Origin of the sequence: Streptomyces sp. B1I3 (genome assembly GCF_030816615.1) — a bacterium.
GTDB lineage: Bacteria > Actinomycetota > Actinomycetes > Streptomycetales > Streptomycetaceae > Streptomyces.
Genome location: NZ_JAUSYD010000001.1, coordinates 2,409,419 through 2,426,242, shown reverse-complemented (window position 1 = coordinate 2,426,242; position 16,824 = coordinate 2,409,419). Strand labels below are relative to the sequence as shown.

General features: G+C 70.3%; 12 protein-coding genes, 3 pseudogenes and 1 riboswitch. Of the genes and pseudogenes, 13 read left to right on the top strand and 2 right to left on the bottom strand.

The genetic code is table 11. The features are described 5' to 3' along the window. Positions 1–41: 41 nt before the first annotated feature. Positions 42–1,688: a recombinase family protein gene (locus tag QFZ58_RS10935; RefSeq protein ID WP_307124738.1), complete on the bottom strand. Its 1,647-nt coding sequence runs from the start codon at positions 1,686–1,688 to the stop codon at positions 42–44. A gap of 65 nt (positions 1,689–1,753) precedes the next feature. On the opposite strand from QFZ58_RS10935, the pseudogene QFZ58_RS10930 reads away from it, so the two are divergent. The 4 genes and pseudogenes from QFZ58_RS10930 to QFZ58_RS10915 all read left to right on the top strand — a co-directional run. Beyond that, a pseudogene (locus QFZ58_RS10930) lies at positions 1,754–2,398 on the top strand (ATP-binding protein); the annotation flags it as partial. Beyond that, positions 2,395–3,568: pseudogene (dprA, locus tag QFZ58_RS10925) on the top strand (DNA-processing protein DprA). The pseudogenes QFZ58_RS10930 and dprA, both read left to right, overlap by 4 nt. A 252-nt stretch (positions 3,569–3,820) precedes the next feature. After that, the gene (whiG, locus tag QFZ58_RS10920; RefSeq protein ID WP_307124736.1) at positions 3,821–4,657 is read left to right on the top strand and encodes an RNA polymerase sigma factor WhiG; all 837 of its coding nucleotides are present in this window, start codon (positions 3,821–3,823) and stop codon (positions 4,655–4,657) included. Positions 4,658–4,754: 97 nt separating this feature from the next. Further along, positions 4,755–5,312 carry a TetR/AcrR family transcriptional regulator gene (locus tag QFZ58_RS10915; RefSeq protein WP_307128824.1) on the top strand — a complete coding sequence of 186 codons (558 nt, stop codon included), beginning with the start codon at positions 4,755–4,757 and terminating at the stop codon, positions 5,310–5,312. A 241-nt stretch (positions 5,313–5,553) separates the two neighbouring features. Here the strand turns inward: QFZ58_RS10915 and QFZ58_RS10910 are convergent. Beyond that, a pseudogene (locus tag QFZ58_RS10910) lies at positions 5,554–5,988 on the bottom strand (peptidoglycan DD-metalloendopeptidase family protein); the annotation flags it as partial. 477 nt (positions 5,989–6,465) lie between these two features. On the opposite strand from QFZ58_RS10910, the gene rpsB reads away from it, so the two are divergent. The 9 genes from rpsB to QFZ58_RS10865 all read left to right on the top strand — a co-directional run bounded on the left by rpsB (position 6,466) and on the right by QFZ58_RS10865 (position 16,679). Next, positions 6,466–7,419 carry a 30S ribosomal protein S2 gene (gene rpsB, locus QFZ58_RS10905; protein ID WP_307124735.1) on the top strand — a complete coding sequence of 318 codons (954 nt, stop codon included), beginning with the start codon at positions 6,466–6,468 and terminating at the stop codon, positions 7,417–7,419. Positions 7,420–7,521: 102 nt separating this feature from the next. Further along, the gene (gene tsf, locus QFZ58_RS10900) at positions 7,522–8,358 is read left to right on the top strand and encodes a translation elongation factor Ts (RefSeq protein WP_307124734.1); all 837 of its coding nucleotides are present in this window, start codon (positions 7,522–7,524) and stop codon (positions 8,356–8,358) included. Positions 8,359–8,517: 159 nt separating this feature from the next. Beyond that, positions 8,518–9,294 carry a UMP kinase gene (gene pyrH, locus QFZ58_RS10895; protein WP_307124733.1) on the top strand — a complete coding sequence of 259 codons (777 nt, stop codon included), beginning with the start codon at positions 8,518–8,520 and terminating at the stop codon, positions 9,292–9,294. 115 nt (positions 9,295–9,409) lie between these two features. Next, positions 9,410–9,967, top strand: a complete 558-nt coding sequence (gene frr, locus QFZ58_RS10890; protein WP_073726823.1) for a ribosome recycling factor — start codon at positions 9,410–9,412, stop codon at positions 9,965–9,967. Next, complete coding sequence (locus tag QFZ58_RS10885) at positions 9,967–11,055, top strand: phosphatidate cytidylyltransferase (RefSeq protein ID WP_307124732.1); 1,089 nt, start codon at positions 9,967–9,969, stop codon at positions 11,053–11,055. Before frr ends, QFZ58_RS10885 begins: the two co-directional genes overlap by 1 nt. A 459-nt stretch (positions 11,056–11,514) precedes the next feature. After that, positions 11,515–12,621 (top strand): 23S rRNA (adenine(2503)-C(2))-methyltransferase RlmN, encoded by a 1,107-nt coding sequence (gene rlmN / locus QFZ58_RS10880; RefSeq protein ID WP_307124731.1) that lies wholly within the window; start codon positions 11,515–11,517, stop codon positions 12,619–12,621. Between the two features lie 77 nt (positions 12,622–12,698). Next, a riboswitch (TPP riboswitch) is annotated at positions 12,699–12,815 on the top strand. Between the two features lie 71 nt (positions 12,816–12,886). Beyond that, complete coding sequence (locus QFZ58_RS10875; protein ID WP_307124730.1) at positions 12,887–13,981, top strand: thiamine ABC transporter substrate binding subunit; 1,095 nt, start codon at positions 12,887–12,889, stop codon at positions 13,979–13,981. 56 nt (positions 13,982–14,037) lie between these two features. Continuing rightward, complete coding sequence (locus QFZ58_RS10870; RefSeq protein ID WP_307128823.1) at positions 14,038–15,651, top strand: iron ABC transporter permease; 1,614 nt, start codon at positions 14,038–14,040, stop codon at positions 15,649–15,651. A gap of 2 nt (positions 15,652–15,653) precedes the next feature. Beyond that, on the top strand, positions 15,654–16,679 hold the full coding sequence (locus QFZ58_RS10865) for an ABC transporter ATP-binding protein (protein WP_307124729.1): 1,026 nt from the start codon (positions 15,654–15,656) through the stop codon (positions 16,677–16,679). The last annotated feature ends 145 nt before the right edge of the window (positions 16,680–16,824 follow it).

Genomic DNA, 16,824 nt, shown 5'->3' with positions numbered 1-16,824 from the left:
CCCTCGTAGGTGAGAGCCGGGGCGAACGTCGACCGGGAAGGCTACGCGGAGTGCTTGGCCGCGAAGCGGCGCACTCGGTCGTAGAGGTCCCTCGGCAAGAGGAGCTCAATTCTCCCGAGCGTATGGCGAACGGTGCCCTTGGTCTCGCCAAGTTCCACGAGGGGGAGCCCCTTCGGGAGATCCTCCCTGTGCACGATCGCCTTCACGCCTGCCTCGCGGAGCTCCTTGTTCTTCTCCGCCGGAGAGTTGATTTCCTCCCACCTGTCTGCATAGGTCTGCCCGGTAGGGATCTCCTCCCACCTGTCCGGTACCACCGGCATGGCGCTGAGCGCCTCGCGCTTCGCTTCGAGCCGGAGGTACTCCTCCCGGTACTCCCTCTTCCCGAGCTCGGAGGAGTAGAGCCCTGCTTCGCGATCCTCGCGGAGCTCGGCAAGCGCGCGTGTCACCTCGGCGACATCGCTCGTGTGGTCGACTCCGGGGCGGAAGATTCGACGGACGATCTCCGCGTGGCCGACGGCACGGAGGAACGCCTCCTCGATCGCCCCCTCCAAGAGCTTCGCCTGTATGGCGTCGCCTTGGCCGCACTCGGCACCGGAGATGTTCCGAGAGCTGCACCGGTAGTACATGTGGTGCCTGCCGTGGTTCCTGTACAGGGCACGCCCACAGGTGCAGAACGCCACGCGGAGCAAGGGGGACCGGTCGTAACGGTGGGCGGAGTGCGGTCGAGAGTTCTCCGTGAGCTTCGCCTGAAGGGTGTCCCATTCCCCCTTACTGAGGATCGGCTCCGCGCGCTGGAGAGGTAGTCCTTCCGGGTCACGCACGAGACGCGTCCTCTTCTCCTTCGCGCCATCGGGGAGAACCACCTCCTCGGTCATCTCAACCTGTCCGAGGAGGGTGTGAGAGTGGAGCATCTTGTTCAGGTTGCCGACACGCCAGAGAGCTCCCTTCGCTTCCTTCCCTGCCCTCATCCTCTGCGCGTCGAGTGGGGTAGGGGTCTTGGTTCGGTCCTCGTTAAGCCACCGGCATACGGCGTTGATGGCCTGGCCGTCCTCGACGATGCGCCGGACGATCTCCCGGAGGGTCTTCGCCGTGGCTACGCCGAACTCATCCGGTACGAGCCTCCACCCTTCGCCCTCGGCTTCCTTCTCAGCCCGGTAGCCATACGGCACGAAGCCTCCACGCCACCGGCCCGACTTCATCAGGTGGGTGTACGAGGACTTCGCTCGCATCTTGATCGCTTCGAGCTCACCCTCTGCGAAGGCGGCGATGAGCTGGAAAAGAATCTTCCCCATTGGCGAGGAGAGGTCGAATCCGTCCTCGGCCGCAGCAATCTCCTTGCCGCTTTCGCCGGCCCACTCGACGAGGTGCGCGATGTGCAGCACTCGACGCGAGATGCGGTCGAGCTTCATTCCGCAGAGGATGTCCCACTCGCTCGCTCGTGACGCCTCCCAGGCGAGGCGAGCCTCTACCGTGCTTACGTCCTTGCCGATGGTGGAGGGGAGCCACTCGCTAAGGCTCGGCCGCTCCCATGGGGCGATGGCGCCGGACACGTCAACGTCCTCGACCCAAGCGACCACCTCATGCCCTCGGTCGTTAGCCCATCGCTGGATGGACATCTTCTGACGGACGACCGAGGTTGACTCGTCCGATGCCCTCGACAGGCGCAGCGCGCCCAGAACCCTTGCCATACTTCCCATTCCTCCTGCTCAGTCCAGCACCCTACGCGCTGGCATTTGGGCGGAGTAAGTTCACTTCCCTCGATGAGGCTCCCGAATTCTCCGGGCGGGCGCTGGACGCGCTGCGCCAGCCCCTGGAATCCGGGCACGTCGTGGTCGCACGTGCCGCCGGAGTGGTGCGGCTGCCGGCGCGCTTCCTGATGGTGCTGGCCGCGAACCCCTGCCCGTGCGGCAGGCACACTTTGGCCGGTGCGGGGTGTGAGTGCCCGCCGTCCGCGATCCGCCGCTATCAGGCGCGGCTCTCCGGCCCCCTGCTGGACCGGGTGGATCTGCGGGTCGAGGTCGAGCCGGTCAGCCGGGCGGACCTGATGGGGGCCGGCGGCCGGGGCGAGTCCTCGGCCGAGGTGGCCGCCCGGGTGAGGGCGGCGAGGGCGCGGGCCGCCGACCGGCTCGCCGGCACCCCGTGGACGACGAACAGCGAGGTCCCCGGCCATGAGCTGCGGACCAGACTGCTCGCGGCGCCCGGCGCGCTGATGGCGGCCGAACGGGACATGGAGCGGGGGATCCTCACGGCGCGCGGTCTGGACCGGGTCCTGCGCGTGGCGTGGACGGTCGCGGACCTGCGGGCCGCCGACCGGCCGGACGCCTCCGACATCGCAGTCGCCCTGGAACTGCGGACGGGACTGCACCGAGGGGTCGCGATGGGGGTGAACGCCGCGTGAGCGGCCCGCAGGAGGAGCTCGAGGGGGACCGTCGGGCGCGGGCAGCCCTGACCCGGGTGTTCGAGCCGGGGGACGAGCGCGGGGGCCGCTGGATCCGGGACGTGGGGCCCGCCGAGCTGATGCGGCGTCTCGTGGGCGGGGACGGCTCGGCGAACACGCTGAGGGGGATGACGCCGCCACGGCTGGCCGGCTACCGGCTGCGGGCCGTGGCCGCCGATCCTGGACGGGACCTGGCGGACGTCGCCGCGGTCGGCGGACGGTTCGTCTGCCCCGGCGACGCGGAGTGGCCGAGCCAGCTCGACGACCTGGGAGATGCACGGCCGATCGGACTGTGGGTGCGGGGCGGACCCGACCTGCGCCTGTGGGCGCTGCGCTCGGTGGCCTTGGTCGGAGCCCGGGCCTGCACCCCGTACGGGGCGCACATGGCGGCCACCCTCGGGGCCGGTCTGGCCGAGCGGGGCTGGGTGGTGGTGTCGGGTGCGGCGTTCGGGGTCGACGGCGCGGCCCATCGTGGGGCGCTCGCCGTCGGCGGGGCGACCATGGCGGTGCTGGCCTGCGGCGTCGATGCCGCCTATCCCAGGGGGCACGCCGAGCTGATCGGGCGCATGGTGGAACAGGGCCTCGTCATGGGCGAGTTGCCGCCGTCCGCTCACCCGACGCGCAGCCGGTTCATCCTCCGCAACAGAGTGATCGCCGCACTCACGCGCGGCACCGTGGTGGTGGAGGCCGAGTACCGCAGCGGTTCGCTGGTCACCGCCAGGAACGCGCAGCGCCTGGGCCGCTTCACCATGGGGGTGCCGGGACCGGCCACCAGCGGCCTGTCGGCCGGAGTCCACGAACTGCTCCGGGGAGAAGGCGTACTGGTCACCGATGCCGCCGAGATCGCCGAGCTGGTGGGGGAGATCGGCGATCTCGCGCCGGTCAGGCGCGGTCCCGTCCTGCCCAGGGACCTGCTGGACGACGTCTCCGCCCAGGTGCTGGACGCGCTGCCCCGCAAGGGTTTCATGGGCGGGCGTGACGTCGCCAGGACCGCGGGGACGTCGACGGACCAAGCCCTCGGCCGGTTGTACGAACTGCACTCACTGGGGTTCGTCGAACGGGAGGGCGACGGGTGGCGGTTGACGCCCGTACCCCCTACGCGATGAGGGCACGCGGCGAGGCGGTACTTGACCTCGGGCATTCGGGTGAAAAGGTGATGCCGTCGACCCGCGCGGTACCTGCTCAGGCCTCCGGCACCGGTGCGCGCGGTGACGACCCGCGCCGTCGGCCGTCTCCGACGGCGCGGGGGAAATCCGAGGGAAACGCACCCTGCGGATCGCTTGTCCCGCGCTCACCGCAACAACTCAGTCACGCTACGCTCACAAGGATTTCGCCCCGAAGACACGTCCCAGCACTCCACAGCAGAACGGCTCAAGGCACCACATGCCCCAGCACACCTCCGGGTCTGACCGCGCGGCAGTTCCACCGGCTGCGCGTGGCACTGTGCGCCCTCCTGCCCCCTCCTCGCTCGACGAGTTGTGGCGTTCGTACAAGACCACCGGCGACGGGCGGTTGCGTGAGCAGCTGATCCTTCACTACTCACCCCTGGTGAAGTACGTCGCCGGCCGGGTGAGCGTGGGACTGCCGTCCAACGTGGAGCAGGCGGACTTCGTCTCCTCCGGGGTGTTCGGACTGATCGACGCCATCGAGAAGTTCGACATCGAGCGCGCCATCAAGTTCGAGACGTACGCGATCACGAGAATCCGCGGCGCGATGATCGACGAACTGCGCGCGCTGGACTGGATTCCGAGATCCGTCCGGCAGAAGGCACGCAACGTGGAGCGCGCCTATGCGACCCTGGAGGCGCGACTGCGGCGTACGCCCTCGGAGAGCGAGGTCGCCGCGGAGATGGGCATCGCCCTCGAGGATCTGCACGCTGTTTTCAGCCAGTTGTCCCTCGCCAACGTCGTGGCGCTGGAGGAGCTGCTGCACGTCGGTGGCGAGGGCGGCGACCGGCTGAGCCTGATGGACACCCTGGAGGACACCGCCGCCGACGATCCCGTGGAGGTCGCCGAGGGCCGCGAGCTCAGACGGTTGCTGGCCCGAGCCATCAACACGCTGCCCGAACGGGAGAAGACCGTCGTCACGCTCTATTACTACGAAGGCCTGACCCTCGCCGAGATCGGCAACGTACTCGGGGTCACCGAGAGCCGGGTCAGCCAGATCCACACCAAGTCGGTCCTGCAGCTCCGGGCGAAACTGGCCGACGCCGGACGCTGAGGCGGGGCGGCTTCGGCCATCCGGTGGCGGACACGCACCCCCCTTCGAACAGGGGCCGCCGTACAGTGGTGGCGTGCCCAGGATTCGAGCGGCCTCCGTGGCCGAGCACCGGACCATGCAGCGCGGCGCCCTCCTGGACGCCGCACGATCCCTGCTGTCCGAGGGAGGAACGGAGGCGCTGACCTTCCCCGCCCTCGCCGAGCGCACGGGCCTCGCCAGGTCCTCCGTCTACGAGTACTTCCGCTCCCGTGCGGCCGTGGTCGAGGAACTCTGCGCGGTCGACTTCCCCGTGTGGGCCGCCGAGGTCGAGAACGCCATGGGCCGGGCCGGTACGCCGGAGGAGAAGGTCGAGGCGTACGTCCGCAGGCAGCTCGACCTGGTCGGGGACCGCCGGCACCGGGCTGTCGTGGCGATCTCCGCGAGCGAGCTGGACGCGGGGGCGCGGGAGAAGATCCGCGCCGCGCACGGCGGCCTGATCGCCATGATCGTCGAGGCGCTGGCCGACCTGGGCCACGCCGAGCCCCGGCTGGCGGCCATGCTGCTGCAGGGCTCGGTGGACGCCGCGGTGCGCCGGATCGAGCTGGGCGCGGCGGAGGAACCGGGTGTGGTCGCGGACACGGCCGTGGCGATGATCCTGCGCGGTGTACGCGGCTGACTCGGCCGTCGGCCGTACTCCGCCGTTCCCGGCGGAGCGGGGAGCCGGCCGGGACGCCCGGTCCTGCCGTCGCGGTGCCTCGTGCAGCCCCTGGGAGCGCGGCTTCGGGAAGCGGCACACCGTATACCGGCAGCAGCCGGGAGGGGCCCCGCCGCAGCAGTGAGGGCGGGAGCATGGACAGCGGGTCCAGGTAGGCGTCACCACGCCGCAGCCCCCAGTGCAGGCAGCCTGCCGCGCAGTGGGATGGCCCGGGGCCGACCGCACCCACCACCTGACCGGCGATCACGGTGTCACCCGTCACGACCTCCGCCCGGACCGGTTCGTACGTGAAGCGCAACGGCGGCTCCCCGGTGCCGGCCACCTCCACGGAGATCACCCCGCGTCCCGCGACCGGCCCCGCGAACAGGACCCGGCCCGGGCCTGCCGCCCGCACGGCGGCGCCCGGCCGGGCGGCGAGGTCGACCCCGCGGTGGCCCGGCCCGTACGGGCCGGTGGGTGGCTCCCACCCCCGTACGACGAGGGGGCGGCCCGCGAGGGGCCAGGCCCGGTCACCGTCCGGTGCCGGTGTCAGGGCCGGTGCGGAGGCCGGTGCCGGTGCGGAGACCTGGGCCGGTACCGACGCGGACACCGGTGCCGGCGGCGGGGCGGATCGGGCTGCCAGTTGCCCGAGCAGCATCACGAACACCACGAGCACCATCGACAGCACAGGCAGCACAGGCAGCACAGGCAGCACACGCGGCACACGCGGCACACGCAGCACACGCAGCACACGCGGCACACGCGGCACGGACAGCGCAGTTGGCGCGTCCCGTACAGACAGCGGGACCGGCCCCGAGACGCGGGACCGGCAGGGGGTCGGCTCAGGTGTGCGGCGCATGAGCGAACGATGCCCCTGCGTCCCGAACGGCGGGGATCATGCTCGGGATCTGTGGACAACCGACCGCTTGTGGACATCGCCGTCACCCGGCACCCGGCGGGTCCCGTACACTTCTTCTGGCGATCCGGGTCACCGGGTCGACTTCGCACGCCCCGCCACCTCCCTCTCAGCGGACGGTGGCCGCGCTCCTCGGTCCCTCGTGGCACGGCGCGTCGGGGCGTCAGGCGCGACAGCAATCCTGCGGTCGCGAAACCGAGTACCTCAAGGAGTACGGCCATGGCCGTCGTCACGATGCGGGAGCTGCTGGAAAGCGGCGTCCACTTCGGTCACCAGACCCGTCGCTGGAACCCGAAGATGAAGCGCTTCATCTTCACCGAGCGCAACGGCATCTACATCATCGACCTGCTCCAGTCGCTGTCGTACATCGACCGCGCCTACGAGTTCGTCAAGGAGACCGTCGCCCACGGCGGCTCCATCATGTTCGTGGGTACGAAGAAGCAGGCCCAGGAGGCCATCGCCGAGCAGGCGACGCGGGTCGGCATGCCGTACGTCAACCAGCGTTGGCTCGGTGGCATGCTCACCAACTTCTCCACCGTCTACAAGCGCCTTCAGCGTCTGAAGGAGCTCGAGCTCATCGACTTCGAGGACGTGGCCGCCTCCGGCCTCACCAAGAAGGAGCTCCTGGTCCTCTCCCGCGAGAAGGCCAAGCTGGAGAAGACCCTCGGTGGTATCCGCGAGATGCAGAAGGTGCCCAGCGCCGTCTGGATCGTCGACACCAAGAAGGAGCACATCGCCGTCGGTGAGGCGCGCAAGCTCCACATCCCGGTCGTCGCGATCCTCGACACCAACTGCGACCCCGACGAGGTCGACTACAAGATTCCGGGCAACGACGACGCGATCCGCTCCGTCACCCTGCTCACCCGCGTGATCGCCGACGCCGTCGCCGAGGGCCTCATCGCCCGCTCCGGTGCCGCCACCGGTGACTCGAAGCCGGGCGAGAAGGCCGCCGGCGAGCCCCTCGCCGAGTGGGAGCGCGACCTGCTCGAGGGCGAGAAGAAGGACGACGCGGAGGTCCAGTCCTCCGTCGAGACCGAGAAGGACGCCGAAGCCGACGCCCAGCCGGCCGCCATCGCCGCCGAGCAGGACGAGGCCGAGGCCCCCGCTGCCGAGGCCCCTGCCGCCGAGGCTCCCGCTGCCGAGGCTCCGGCCGCGGACGCCGAGCAGGCCTGACACCCGTCAGTCACGGCTGAATGACGGCGGGGGCCGGTGCACAGGCACCGCCCCCGCCGTCCACCCGTAGATCTTTCAGACTTCGAGAGAGAACACAGACTCATGGCGAACTACACCGCCGCTGACGTCAAGAAGCTCCGCGAGCTCACCGGCGCCGGCATGATGGACTGCAAGAAGGCGCTCGACGAGGCCGACGGCAACGTCGACGGTGCCGTCGAGGCGCTCCGTATCAAGGGCCAGAAGGGCGTCGCCAAGCGCGAAGGCCGTTCCGCCGAGAACGGTGCCGTCGTCTCCCTCATCTCCGAGGACAAGACGTCCGGCGTCCTGCTCGAGCTGAAGTGCGAGACGGACTTCGTCGCCAAGGGCGAGAAGTTCCAGGCCGTCGCCAACACGCTCGCCGCGCACGTCGCCGCCACCTCCCCGGCCGACATCGAGACGCTCCTCGCGTCCGAGATCGAGGCCGGCAAGACCGTCCAGGCCTACGTGGACGAGGCCAACGCCAACCTCGGCGAGAAGATCGTCCTGGACCGCTTCTCGCAGTTCACCGGCGGTTACGTGGCTGCGTACATGCACCGCACGATGCCCGACCTCCCGCCGCAGGTCGGCGTCCTCGTCCAGCTGGACAAGGAGAACGCCGAGGTCGCCAAGGATGTCGCGCAGCACATCGCCGCCTTCGCCCCGAAGTACCTCAACCGCGACGAGGTCCCGGCCGAGACGGTCGAGAACGAGCGTCGTGTCGCCGAGGCCACCTCGCGCGAGGAGGGCAAGCCCGAGGCCGCGCTCCCGAAGATCGTCGAGGGTCGCGTCAACGGTTTCTTCAAGGACGTCGTCGTCCTCGAGCAGGCCTTCGCCAAGGACAACAAGAAGTCGGTCCAGAAGGTTCTGGACGAGGCCGGTGTCAGCCTGACGCGCTTCGCGCGTATCAAGGTCGGCATCTGAGGCCGTCCGCGAACATCGGTGGACCCGGATAGGGTCTGGTGCAGTCGTCGGCCGCATCCATGCCGGACGACCGCAGATCTGACGAGGAGGCCATTGCCGCTGAGGGACAACAGACCCACCGGCAATGGCCTTCTTCGTATGTGCACGAGGAGAATCTCCATGAACAAGGGCGCGGACGCCACACAGGGTGACCACAAGCGCGACGACGGCAAGATTTCCGGACGCTTCATGCTGAAGCTGTCCGGCGAGGCGTTCGCCGGAGGCGGGGGTCTCGGTGTCGACCCCGACGTCGTGCACGCCATCGCCCGCGAGATCGCCGCGGTCGTACGCGACGGTGCGGAGATCGCCATCGTCATCGGTGGAGGCAACTTCTTCCGTGGCGCCGAGCTCCAGCAGCGCGGCATGGACCGGGCACGGTCCGACTACATGGGCATGCTCGGCACGGTCATGAACTGCCTGGCGCTCCAGGACTTCCTGGAGAAGGAGGGCATCGACTCCCGCGTCCAGACGGCCATCACGATGGGCCAGGTCGCGGAGCCGTACATTCCGCTCCGGGCCGTACGGCACCTGGAGAAGGGCCGGGTCGTGATCTTCGGCGCCGGTATGGGGATGCCGTACTTCTCCACCGACACGACCGCTGCTCAGCGCGCCCTGGAGATCGACGCCGAGGCGCTGCTGATGGGCAAGAACGGGGTGGACGGGGTCTACGACTCCGACCCGCGCACCAACCCCGAGGCGGTGAAGTTCGACGCCCTGGAGTACGGCGAGGTGATCGCCCGCGATCTCAAGGTCGCCGACGCCACGGCCATCACCCTCTGCCGCGACAACCAGCTCCCGATCCTCGTCTTCGAGCTGACGGCGGAGGGCAACATCGCGCGCGCGGTCAAGGGTGAGAAGATCGGCACGCTCGTGAGCGACGCGAGCACCCGGGCCTGACGGCCCACAGGATGGACAACGGCCTGCCGGTCGGACACCGTGCAGGTGAGGACGCGACGCAGGATCCGCAGGACCCGACGATGCCGGGTCCACCCAAGACACGCAGGAGCACGTGGTGATCGAAGAAATCCTCCTCGAGGCCGAGGAGAAGATGGAGAAGGCCGTCGTCGTCGCCAAAGAGGACTTTGCCGCGATCCGTACCGGCCGTGCGCACCCGGCGATGTTCAACAAGATCGTCGCCGACTACTACGGCGCGCTGACCCCGATCAACCAGCTCGCCTCGTTCTCGGTCCCCGAGCCGCGGATGGCCGTGGTGACCCCGTTCGACAAGACCGCACTGCGCAACATCGAGCAGGCGATCCGTGACTCCGACCTGGGTGTCAACCCGAGCAACGACGGCAACATCATCCGCGTGACGTTCCCCGAGCTCACGCAGGACCGCCGCAAGGAGTACATCAAGGTCGCCAAGACCAAGGCCGAGGACTCCAAGATCTCGATCCGCTCCATCCGCCGCAAGGCCAAGGAGACGCTCGACAAGCTCGTCAAGGACAAGGAGTCCGGCGAGGACGAGGTCCGCCGCGCGGAGAAGGAGCTCGACGACACCACCGCGAAGTACGTCGCGCAGGTGGACGAGCTGCTCAAGCACAAGGAAGCCGAGCTGCTCGAAGTCTGATGAACGACTCTTCCTGGGGCGCCCCGCAGGGAGCCGGCTCCTGGGGCGCGCCCGAGATGGGGGCCGCCCCGGCGGGTCCTGCCTACGATGTGCACGGCGCCCAGCAGACTCGGCCCATGCCCATCGTGCCGGACGTTCCCGACGCAGGTAGAGACGCTGACGACCGCGATGACCGGAGCAGGGACGCCGCGCGCGTCAGCGGCCCCCTGTTCCGTGACGAGAAGCCGCAGGTGCCCATGTCCAGCCCCTCGCAGCCGCCCCCGCCGCCCAAGAAGCGTGCGGGGCGTGATCTGCGGGCCGCCATAGGGGTCGGCGTGGGACTCGGCGCGGTCGTCGCCGGCTCGTTGTTCATCGTGAAGGCCGTGTTCGTCGGCGTGGTCGTGCTGGCGGTGGTGGTCGGTCTGTGGGAACTCACCTCCCGTCTCAAGGAGCGCAAGGGGATCAACGCACCCCTCGTGCCGCTCGCCGTCGGCGGTGCCGCCATGGTGGTCGCCGGCTACGTGCGGGAAGCGGAGGGCGCCTGGGTCGCCATGGCGCTCACGGCGCTCGCGGTGCTCGTCTGGCGGATGACGGAGCCGCCCGAGGGTTATCTCAAAGACGTCACGGCCGGTGTCTTCGCCGTGTTCTACGTGCCGTTCCTGGCCACGTTCGTCGCCATGATGCTCACCGCCGACGACGGTTCGTGGCGGGTGCTGACCTTCCTGCTGCTCACCGTGGTCAGCGACACGGGCGCGTACGCGGTCGGCTGGCGCTTCGGCACGCACAAGCTCGCCCCGCGCATCAGCCCGGGGAAGACCCGTGAGGGTCTGCTCGGGGCCGTCACCTTCGCCATGGTCGCCGGCGCGCTGTGCATGCAGTTCCTCATCGACGACGGCCGCTGGTGGCAGGGGCTGCTGCTGGGCCTCGCCGTCGCCGCCAGCGCCACCCTCGGCGACCTGGGCGAGTCCATGATCAAGCGGGATCTCGGCATCAAGGACATGGGAACGCTGCTGCCCGGTCACGGCGGCATCATGGACCGCCTCGACTCTCTGCTGCCGACCGCGCCGGTCGTCTGGCTGCTGCTGGTCCTGTTCGTCGGATCCGGCTGAGCCGGGCGGCGGCTTCCCGCGTCGCGCAGTAACGGGTGGGGCCCGGCGTCCGGTGGACGCCGGGCCCCACCCGTCTTCGTTCCCCCCGGCGCCTGGGAGACGTTTCGTTCCCCCCGGCGCCTGGGAGACGTGCAGCCCGTCCTGCGGAGCCGTAGGGGACGAGTCGTCGAGGGGCCGTGTCCTGGCGCCTCGACGCGGGGAGCTCACCGCCGGGCCCCGGAGCACCACCCGCGCCTGCGGTCGCCCCGCCGGACGAGGGCTGACAGGCGTTCGCCGGCGCGGGGGCGGGGTGCGGGGTCCACCGTGCGATCGGTCACGCTCCTCGCGCGCACGTGGGCCGTCCCTGGGCCGTGGAACACCGCCGGCCACGGCCGACGTCGACCGTGCGCGCCCCCGGAATCCCGCCCGGCCCCTCGGTGGACCTGAGCGTTCCGGCTCGTCTGCGACACTGGAAGAACCATGCCTAAGCCCGGAGAACTCACTTTCGTCGCGCCCCGCGGAGCCAAGAGGCCGCCGCGGCATCTCGCCGACCTCACGCCCGACGAGCGCAAGGAAGCAGTCGCCGCGATCGGCGAGAAGCCCTTCCGCGCCAAGCAACTGTCGCAGCACTACTTCGCGCGGTACGCGCACGACCCGGCCGAGTGGACCAACATCCCGGCCGGATCGCGCGACAAGCTCGCCGAGGCGATGTTCCCCGACCTGATGTCCGTGGTGCGTCACATCAGCTGTGACGACGACACCACCCGCAAGACGCTCTGGAAGCTGCATGACGGGACGCTCGTCGAGTCCGTCCTCATGCGCTATCCGGACCGGGTGACCATGTGCATCTCGTCGCAGGCCGGATGCGGGATGAACTGCCCGTTCTGCGCCACCGGCCAGGCCGGCCTGGACCGCAACCTCTCGACCGCCGAGATCGTGCACCAGATCGTCGACGGGATGCGGGCGCTGCGCGACGGTGAGGTACCGGGCGGGCCGGCGCGGCTGTCCAACATCGTCTTCATGGGCATGGGCGAGCCCCTGGCGAACTACAACCGGGTGGTCGGATCGATTCGCCGGCTGACGGACCCGGAGCCGGACGGCCTCGGGCTCTCCCAGCGGGGGATCACCGTCTCCACGGTGGGTCTGGTGCCGGCCATGCTCCGCTTCGCCGACGAGGGCTTCAAGTGCCGCCTCGCCGTCTCCCTGCACGCCCCGGACGACGAGCTGCGCGACACGCTCGTCCCCGTGAACACGCGGTGGAAGGTCCGGGAGGTCCTGGACGCGGCCTGGGAGTACGCGGAGAAGTCCGGCCGCCGCATCTCCATCGAGTACGCCCTGATCCGCGACATCAACGACCAGGCCTGGCGGGGCGACCGGCTCGGCCGGCTGCTCAAGGGCAAGCGGGTGCACGTCAACCTGATCCCGCTCAACCCGACGCCGGGCTCCAAGTGGACCGCCTCGCGGCCCGAGGACGAGAAGGCGTTCGTGGAGGCCATCGCGGCCCACGGTGTGCCGGTCACGGTCCGGGACACCCGCGGCCAGGAGATCGACGGGGCCTGCGGGCAGCTGGCGGCCGCCGAGCGCTGAGGCAGGTCCGGCGGGCGGCGTGATCCGGCCGGAGGGGCATGATCCGGCCGGTGTAGCCTGGTGCGGAAATCAACTTCATATTCCGACAGGGGAGCGCCACAGCGCTGAGAGTGCGGCACCGAGGACAGGTCGGCCGCAGACCCTCTGAACCTCGCCCGGGTCATTCCGGGTAGGAAGTTCGGACCTTACTCAAGCTGTTGCGCCCTGCCCGCTCACGGAGCGGGCAGGGCCGCGTCTCTTCCTGGTCATCTCCAGGAGGAATCACATGAACACCACCACGAAGTACGCGGCGACGGCTCTCGCCGCCGCCCTCGGGGTCACCGTGCTCGCGGGCTGCGGGGACTCCGACGACAAGGCTTCCGGTGGCTCGGGGGCCGGCTCGAAGACCGTCACCCTCGTCAGCCACGACTCGTTCAACGCGTCGGACGCCGTCCTGAAGGCGTTCACGAAGGAGACCGGCTACACGGTCAAGGTACTCAAGAGCGGTGATGCCGGAGCGGCGCTCAACCAGGAGATCCTCACCAAGGGCTCTCCCCGGGGCGACGTGTTCTTCGGCGCCGACAACACGCTGCTCTCCCGCGCTCTGGACAACGGCCTGTTCACGCCGTACGCGGCGAAGGGCCTCGACCGCGTCGCCGCCGACACCCAGCTCGACGCGGAGAAGCACCGGGTCACGCCCGTCGACACCGGCGACATCTGCGTCAACTACGACAAGAAGTACTTCGCCGACAAGAAGCTCGACCCGCCGAACTCCTTCGACGACCTGCTGAAGCCCGCGTACAAGAACCTCCTCGTCACCGAGAACGCCGCGACCTCGTCGCCCGGCCTCGGCTTCCTCCTCGGCACCGTCGCCACCCACGGCGAGAACGGCTACCAGGACTACTGGAAGAAGCTGAAGAACAACGGCGTCAAGGTCGTCGAGGGCTGGGAGCAGGCGTACAACGAGGAATTCTCCGGATCCGCCGGCGGGAAGAAGGCGAAGGCGGACCGGCCGCTCGTCGTCTCCTACGCCTCCAGCCCGCCGGTCGAGGTGCTCTACGCCGACCCGCAGCCCACCGAGGCCCCGACCGGCGTCGCCACCGGCACCTGCTTCCGCCAGATCGAGTTCGCCGGTCTGCTGGACGGCGCGAAGAACGAGGCGGGCGGCAAGGCGCTGCTGGACTTCCTGATCAGCAAGCGGTTCCAGGAGGACATGCCGCTCAACATGTTCGTCAACCCGGTGGTGAAGGACGCGAAGCTGCCGGAGCTCTTCACGAAGTTCGGTGCCACCGTCGACAAGCCGGCGACCGTGGCACCGGACGACATCGCCGAGAACCGTGAGCAGTGGGTCCGGTCGTGGTCCTCGCTCGTCGTGAAGTAACCCCCCGCCCCGCCCGCCGGGGTGACGCGCGGGGGAGCGCGGTGCGGTTCGGCCTGATGGCCGTGCCCGCCGTGTTCTTCGCGCTGTTCTTCGCCTACCCGGTCGTCGCGATCGTCGGCCGGGGGCTGAAGGCGGACGGCGCCTGGCAGTTCGGCCGCGTCGGCGAGGTGCTGAGCCGGCCGGACATCCTCGACGTCCTGCGGTTCACCACCTGGCAGGCCCTCGCCTCGACGGCGCTGACCCTCCTGATCGCGCTGCCGGGAGCCTACGTCTTCGCCCGCTTCGACTTCCCCGGCAAGCAGCTGCTGCGGGCCGTGGTGACCGTGCCGTTCGTCCTGCCGACCGTCGTCGTGGGCACGGCGTTCCTGGCACTGCTGGGGCGCGGCGGATTCCTCGACGAGCTGTGGGGCATCCGGCTCGACACCACCGTCTGGGCGATCCTGCTCGCCCACGTGTTCTTCAACTACGCGGTCGTCGTCCGCACCGTGGGCGGTCTGTGGTCGCAGCTGGACCCCCGCCAGGAGGAGGCCGCACGGGTCCTCGGTGCCGGACGCCTCGCCGCCTGGCGGCGGGTGACGCTGCCCGCGCTGGCCCCGGCGGTGGCCGCCGCCGCCCTGATGGTCTTCCTCTTCACCTTCACCTCCTTCGGGATCGTCCAGATCCTCGGTGGCCCGGCCTACTCCACGCTGGAGGTGGAGATCTACCGGCAGACGGCGCAGCTGCTCGACCTGCCGACGGCAGCCGTGCTGACCCTGGTGCAGTTCGCGGCCGTGGGCGGCGTCCTCGCCCTGCACGCGTGGACCGTGCGGCGCAGGGAGACGGTGCTGAAACTGGTCGATCCGGCGACCACCGCCCGGCCGCCACGCGGGGCAGGGCAGCGGGCGCTGCTCGGCGGTGTGCTGCTGACCGTGCTGCTGCTCATCCTGCTGCCGCTCGGAGTGCTGGTGGAACGCTCCCTGGACACGTCCGGCGGCTACGGGCTCGGCTTCTACCGGGCGCTGCAGTCCGCCGAGGCCAGCGGCTCGACCTTCCTCGTTCCGCCGCTCGACGCCATCGGGAACTCCCTTCGCTACGCCCTGGTCGCGACCCTCATCGCCCTCGTGATCGGCGGCCTCGCCGCCGCCGCCCTCACCCGGCGGGCAGGGCGGCTGGTGCGCGGTTTCGACGCGTTGCTGATGCTGCCGCTGGGGGTGTCGGCCGTCACCGTGGGCTTCGGCTTCCTGATCACGCTCGACGAGCCACCGCTCGACCTGCGCACGTCCTGGATCCTCGTACCGCTGGCACAGGCACTGGTGGGGGTCCCCTTTGTCGTCAGGACCATGCTGCCCGTCCTGCGAGCGGTCGACGAACGGCTGCGCGAGGCGGCCGCCGTGCTCGGCGCCTCGCCGCTGCGGGCCCGGCGCGAGGTGGATCTGCCGCTGGTGCGCCGGGCGCTACTGGTGGCCGCGGGCTTCGCGTTCGCCGTGTCGCTCGGCGAGTTCGGCGCGACCGTGTTCATCGCACGCCCGGACAACCCCACGCTCCCGGTGGCGGTGGCCAGGCTGCTGGGGCGGTCCGGAGAGCTCAACTACGGCCAGGCGATGGCCCTCAGCACCCTTTTGATGCTCGTCTGCGCGGTGTCGCTGCTCGTGCTCGAACGTATCCGCACCGACCGATCCGGGGAGTTCTAGAGATGCTGACAGTGGAGTCGGCCACGGTCCGGTTCGGCAGACGCACCGCGCTGGACACGGTCGACCTGGAGGTCGCCGACCACGAGATCGTCTGTGTGCTGGGCCCCAGCGGCAGCGGCAAGTCGACGTTGCTGCGTGCCGTCGCCGGACTGCAGCGGCTGGAGGGCGGGCGGGTGCTCCTGGACGGCGCCGACCAGGCCTCCGTGCCCGTGCACCGGCGCGGGCTCGGCCTGATGTTCCAGGACCACCAGCTGTTCCCGCACCGCGACGTCGGCGCGAACGTCGCCTTCGGGCTGCGCATGCACGGCGTCTCCCGCGCCGAACGCGACCGCAGGGCCGACGCGCTCCTTGACCTTGTGGGCCTCCCTGGGGCCGGCCGCCGGGCCGTCGCCGCCCTGTCCGGTGGTGAACAGCAGCGGGTCGCCCTGGCCCGGGCGCTGGCGCCCCGGCCGAAGCTGCTGATGCTGGACGAGCCGCTGGGTCAGCTGGACCGGAGCCTGCGCGAACGGCTCGTGGTCGAACTGCGCACCCTCTTCGGCCGGTTGGGTACGACGGTGCTCGCCGTCACCCACGACCAGGGCGAGGCCTTCGCGCTCGCCGACCGGGTCGTGGTCATGAGGGACGGGAGGATCGCCCAGGAGGGCACCCCGCTGGAGGTCTGGCAGCGGCCGGCCTCCGCCTTCGTGGCCCGGTTCCTGGGCTTCGACAACGTGGTGGACGCGACCGTCACGGGCCGGGCCGCCGACACGGTCTGGGGCAAGGTACCGGTGCCCGAGGGTTCGCCCCAGGGCCCGTGCGAGCTGCTGGTCCGGCCCGGCGGGGTACGGATCGGCGGCCCGCAGGACGGACTGCGCTGCACCGTGGGCGTACGCACCTTCCGGGGCCACCACGTGACCGTCACCCTGCACCCCGGCGACGGCCCTGCCCTGGAGGCGCAGTGCGGCCTGCTGGACACCCCGGACGAGGGGGCGGCGGTGGGCGTCGCCTTCGACGCGGCGGAGACGGTGGTGCTGCCCCCGGTCGCCTAGCCCCTGCGGCATCGCACCGGGGCCTCGCCCGTCGGGGCTGAGGCAGGACGGGGTGCGGACGAAGCCGGGGGGTGGGACGGGACCTGCGACCGGCTGGCAGGGCCGCTCGGCGCGTGATCCCCTGGGCACGGAGACATCCGGAAGG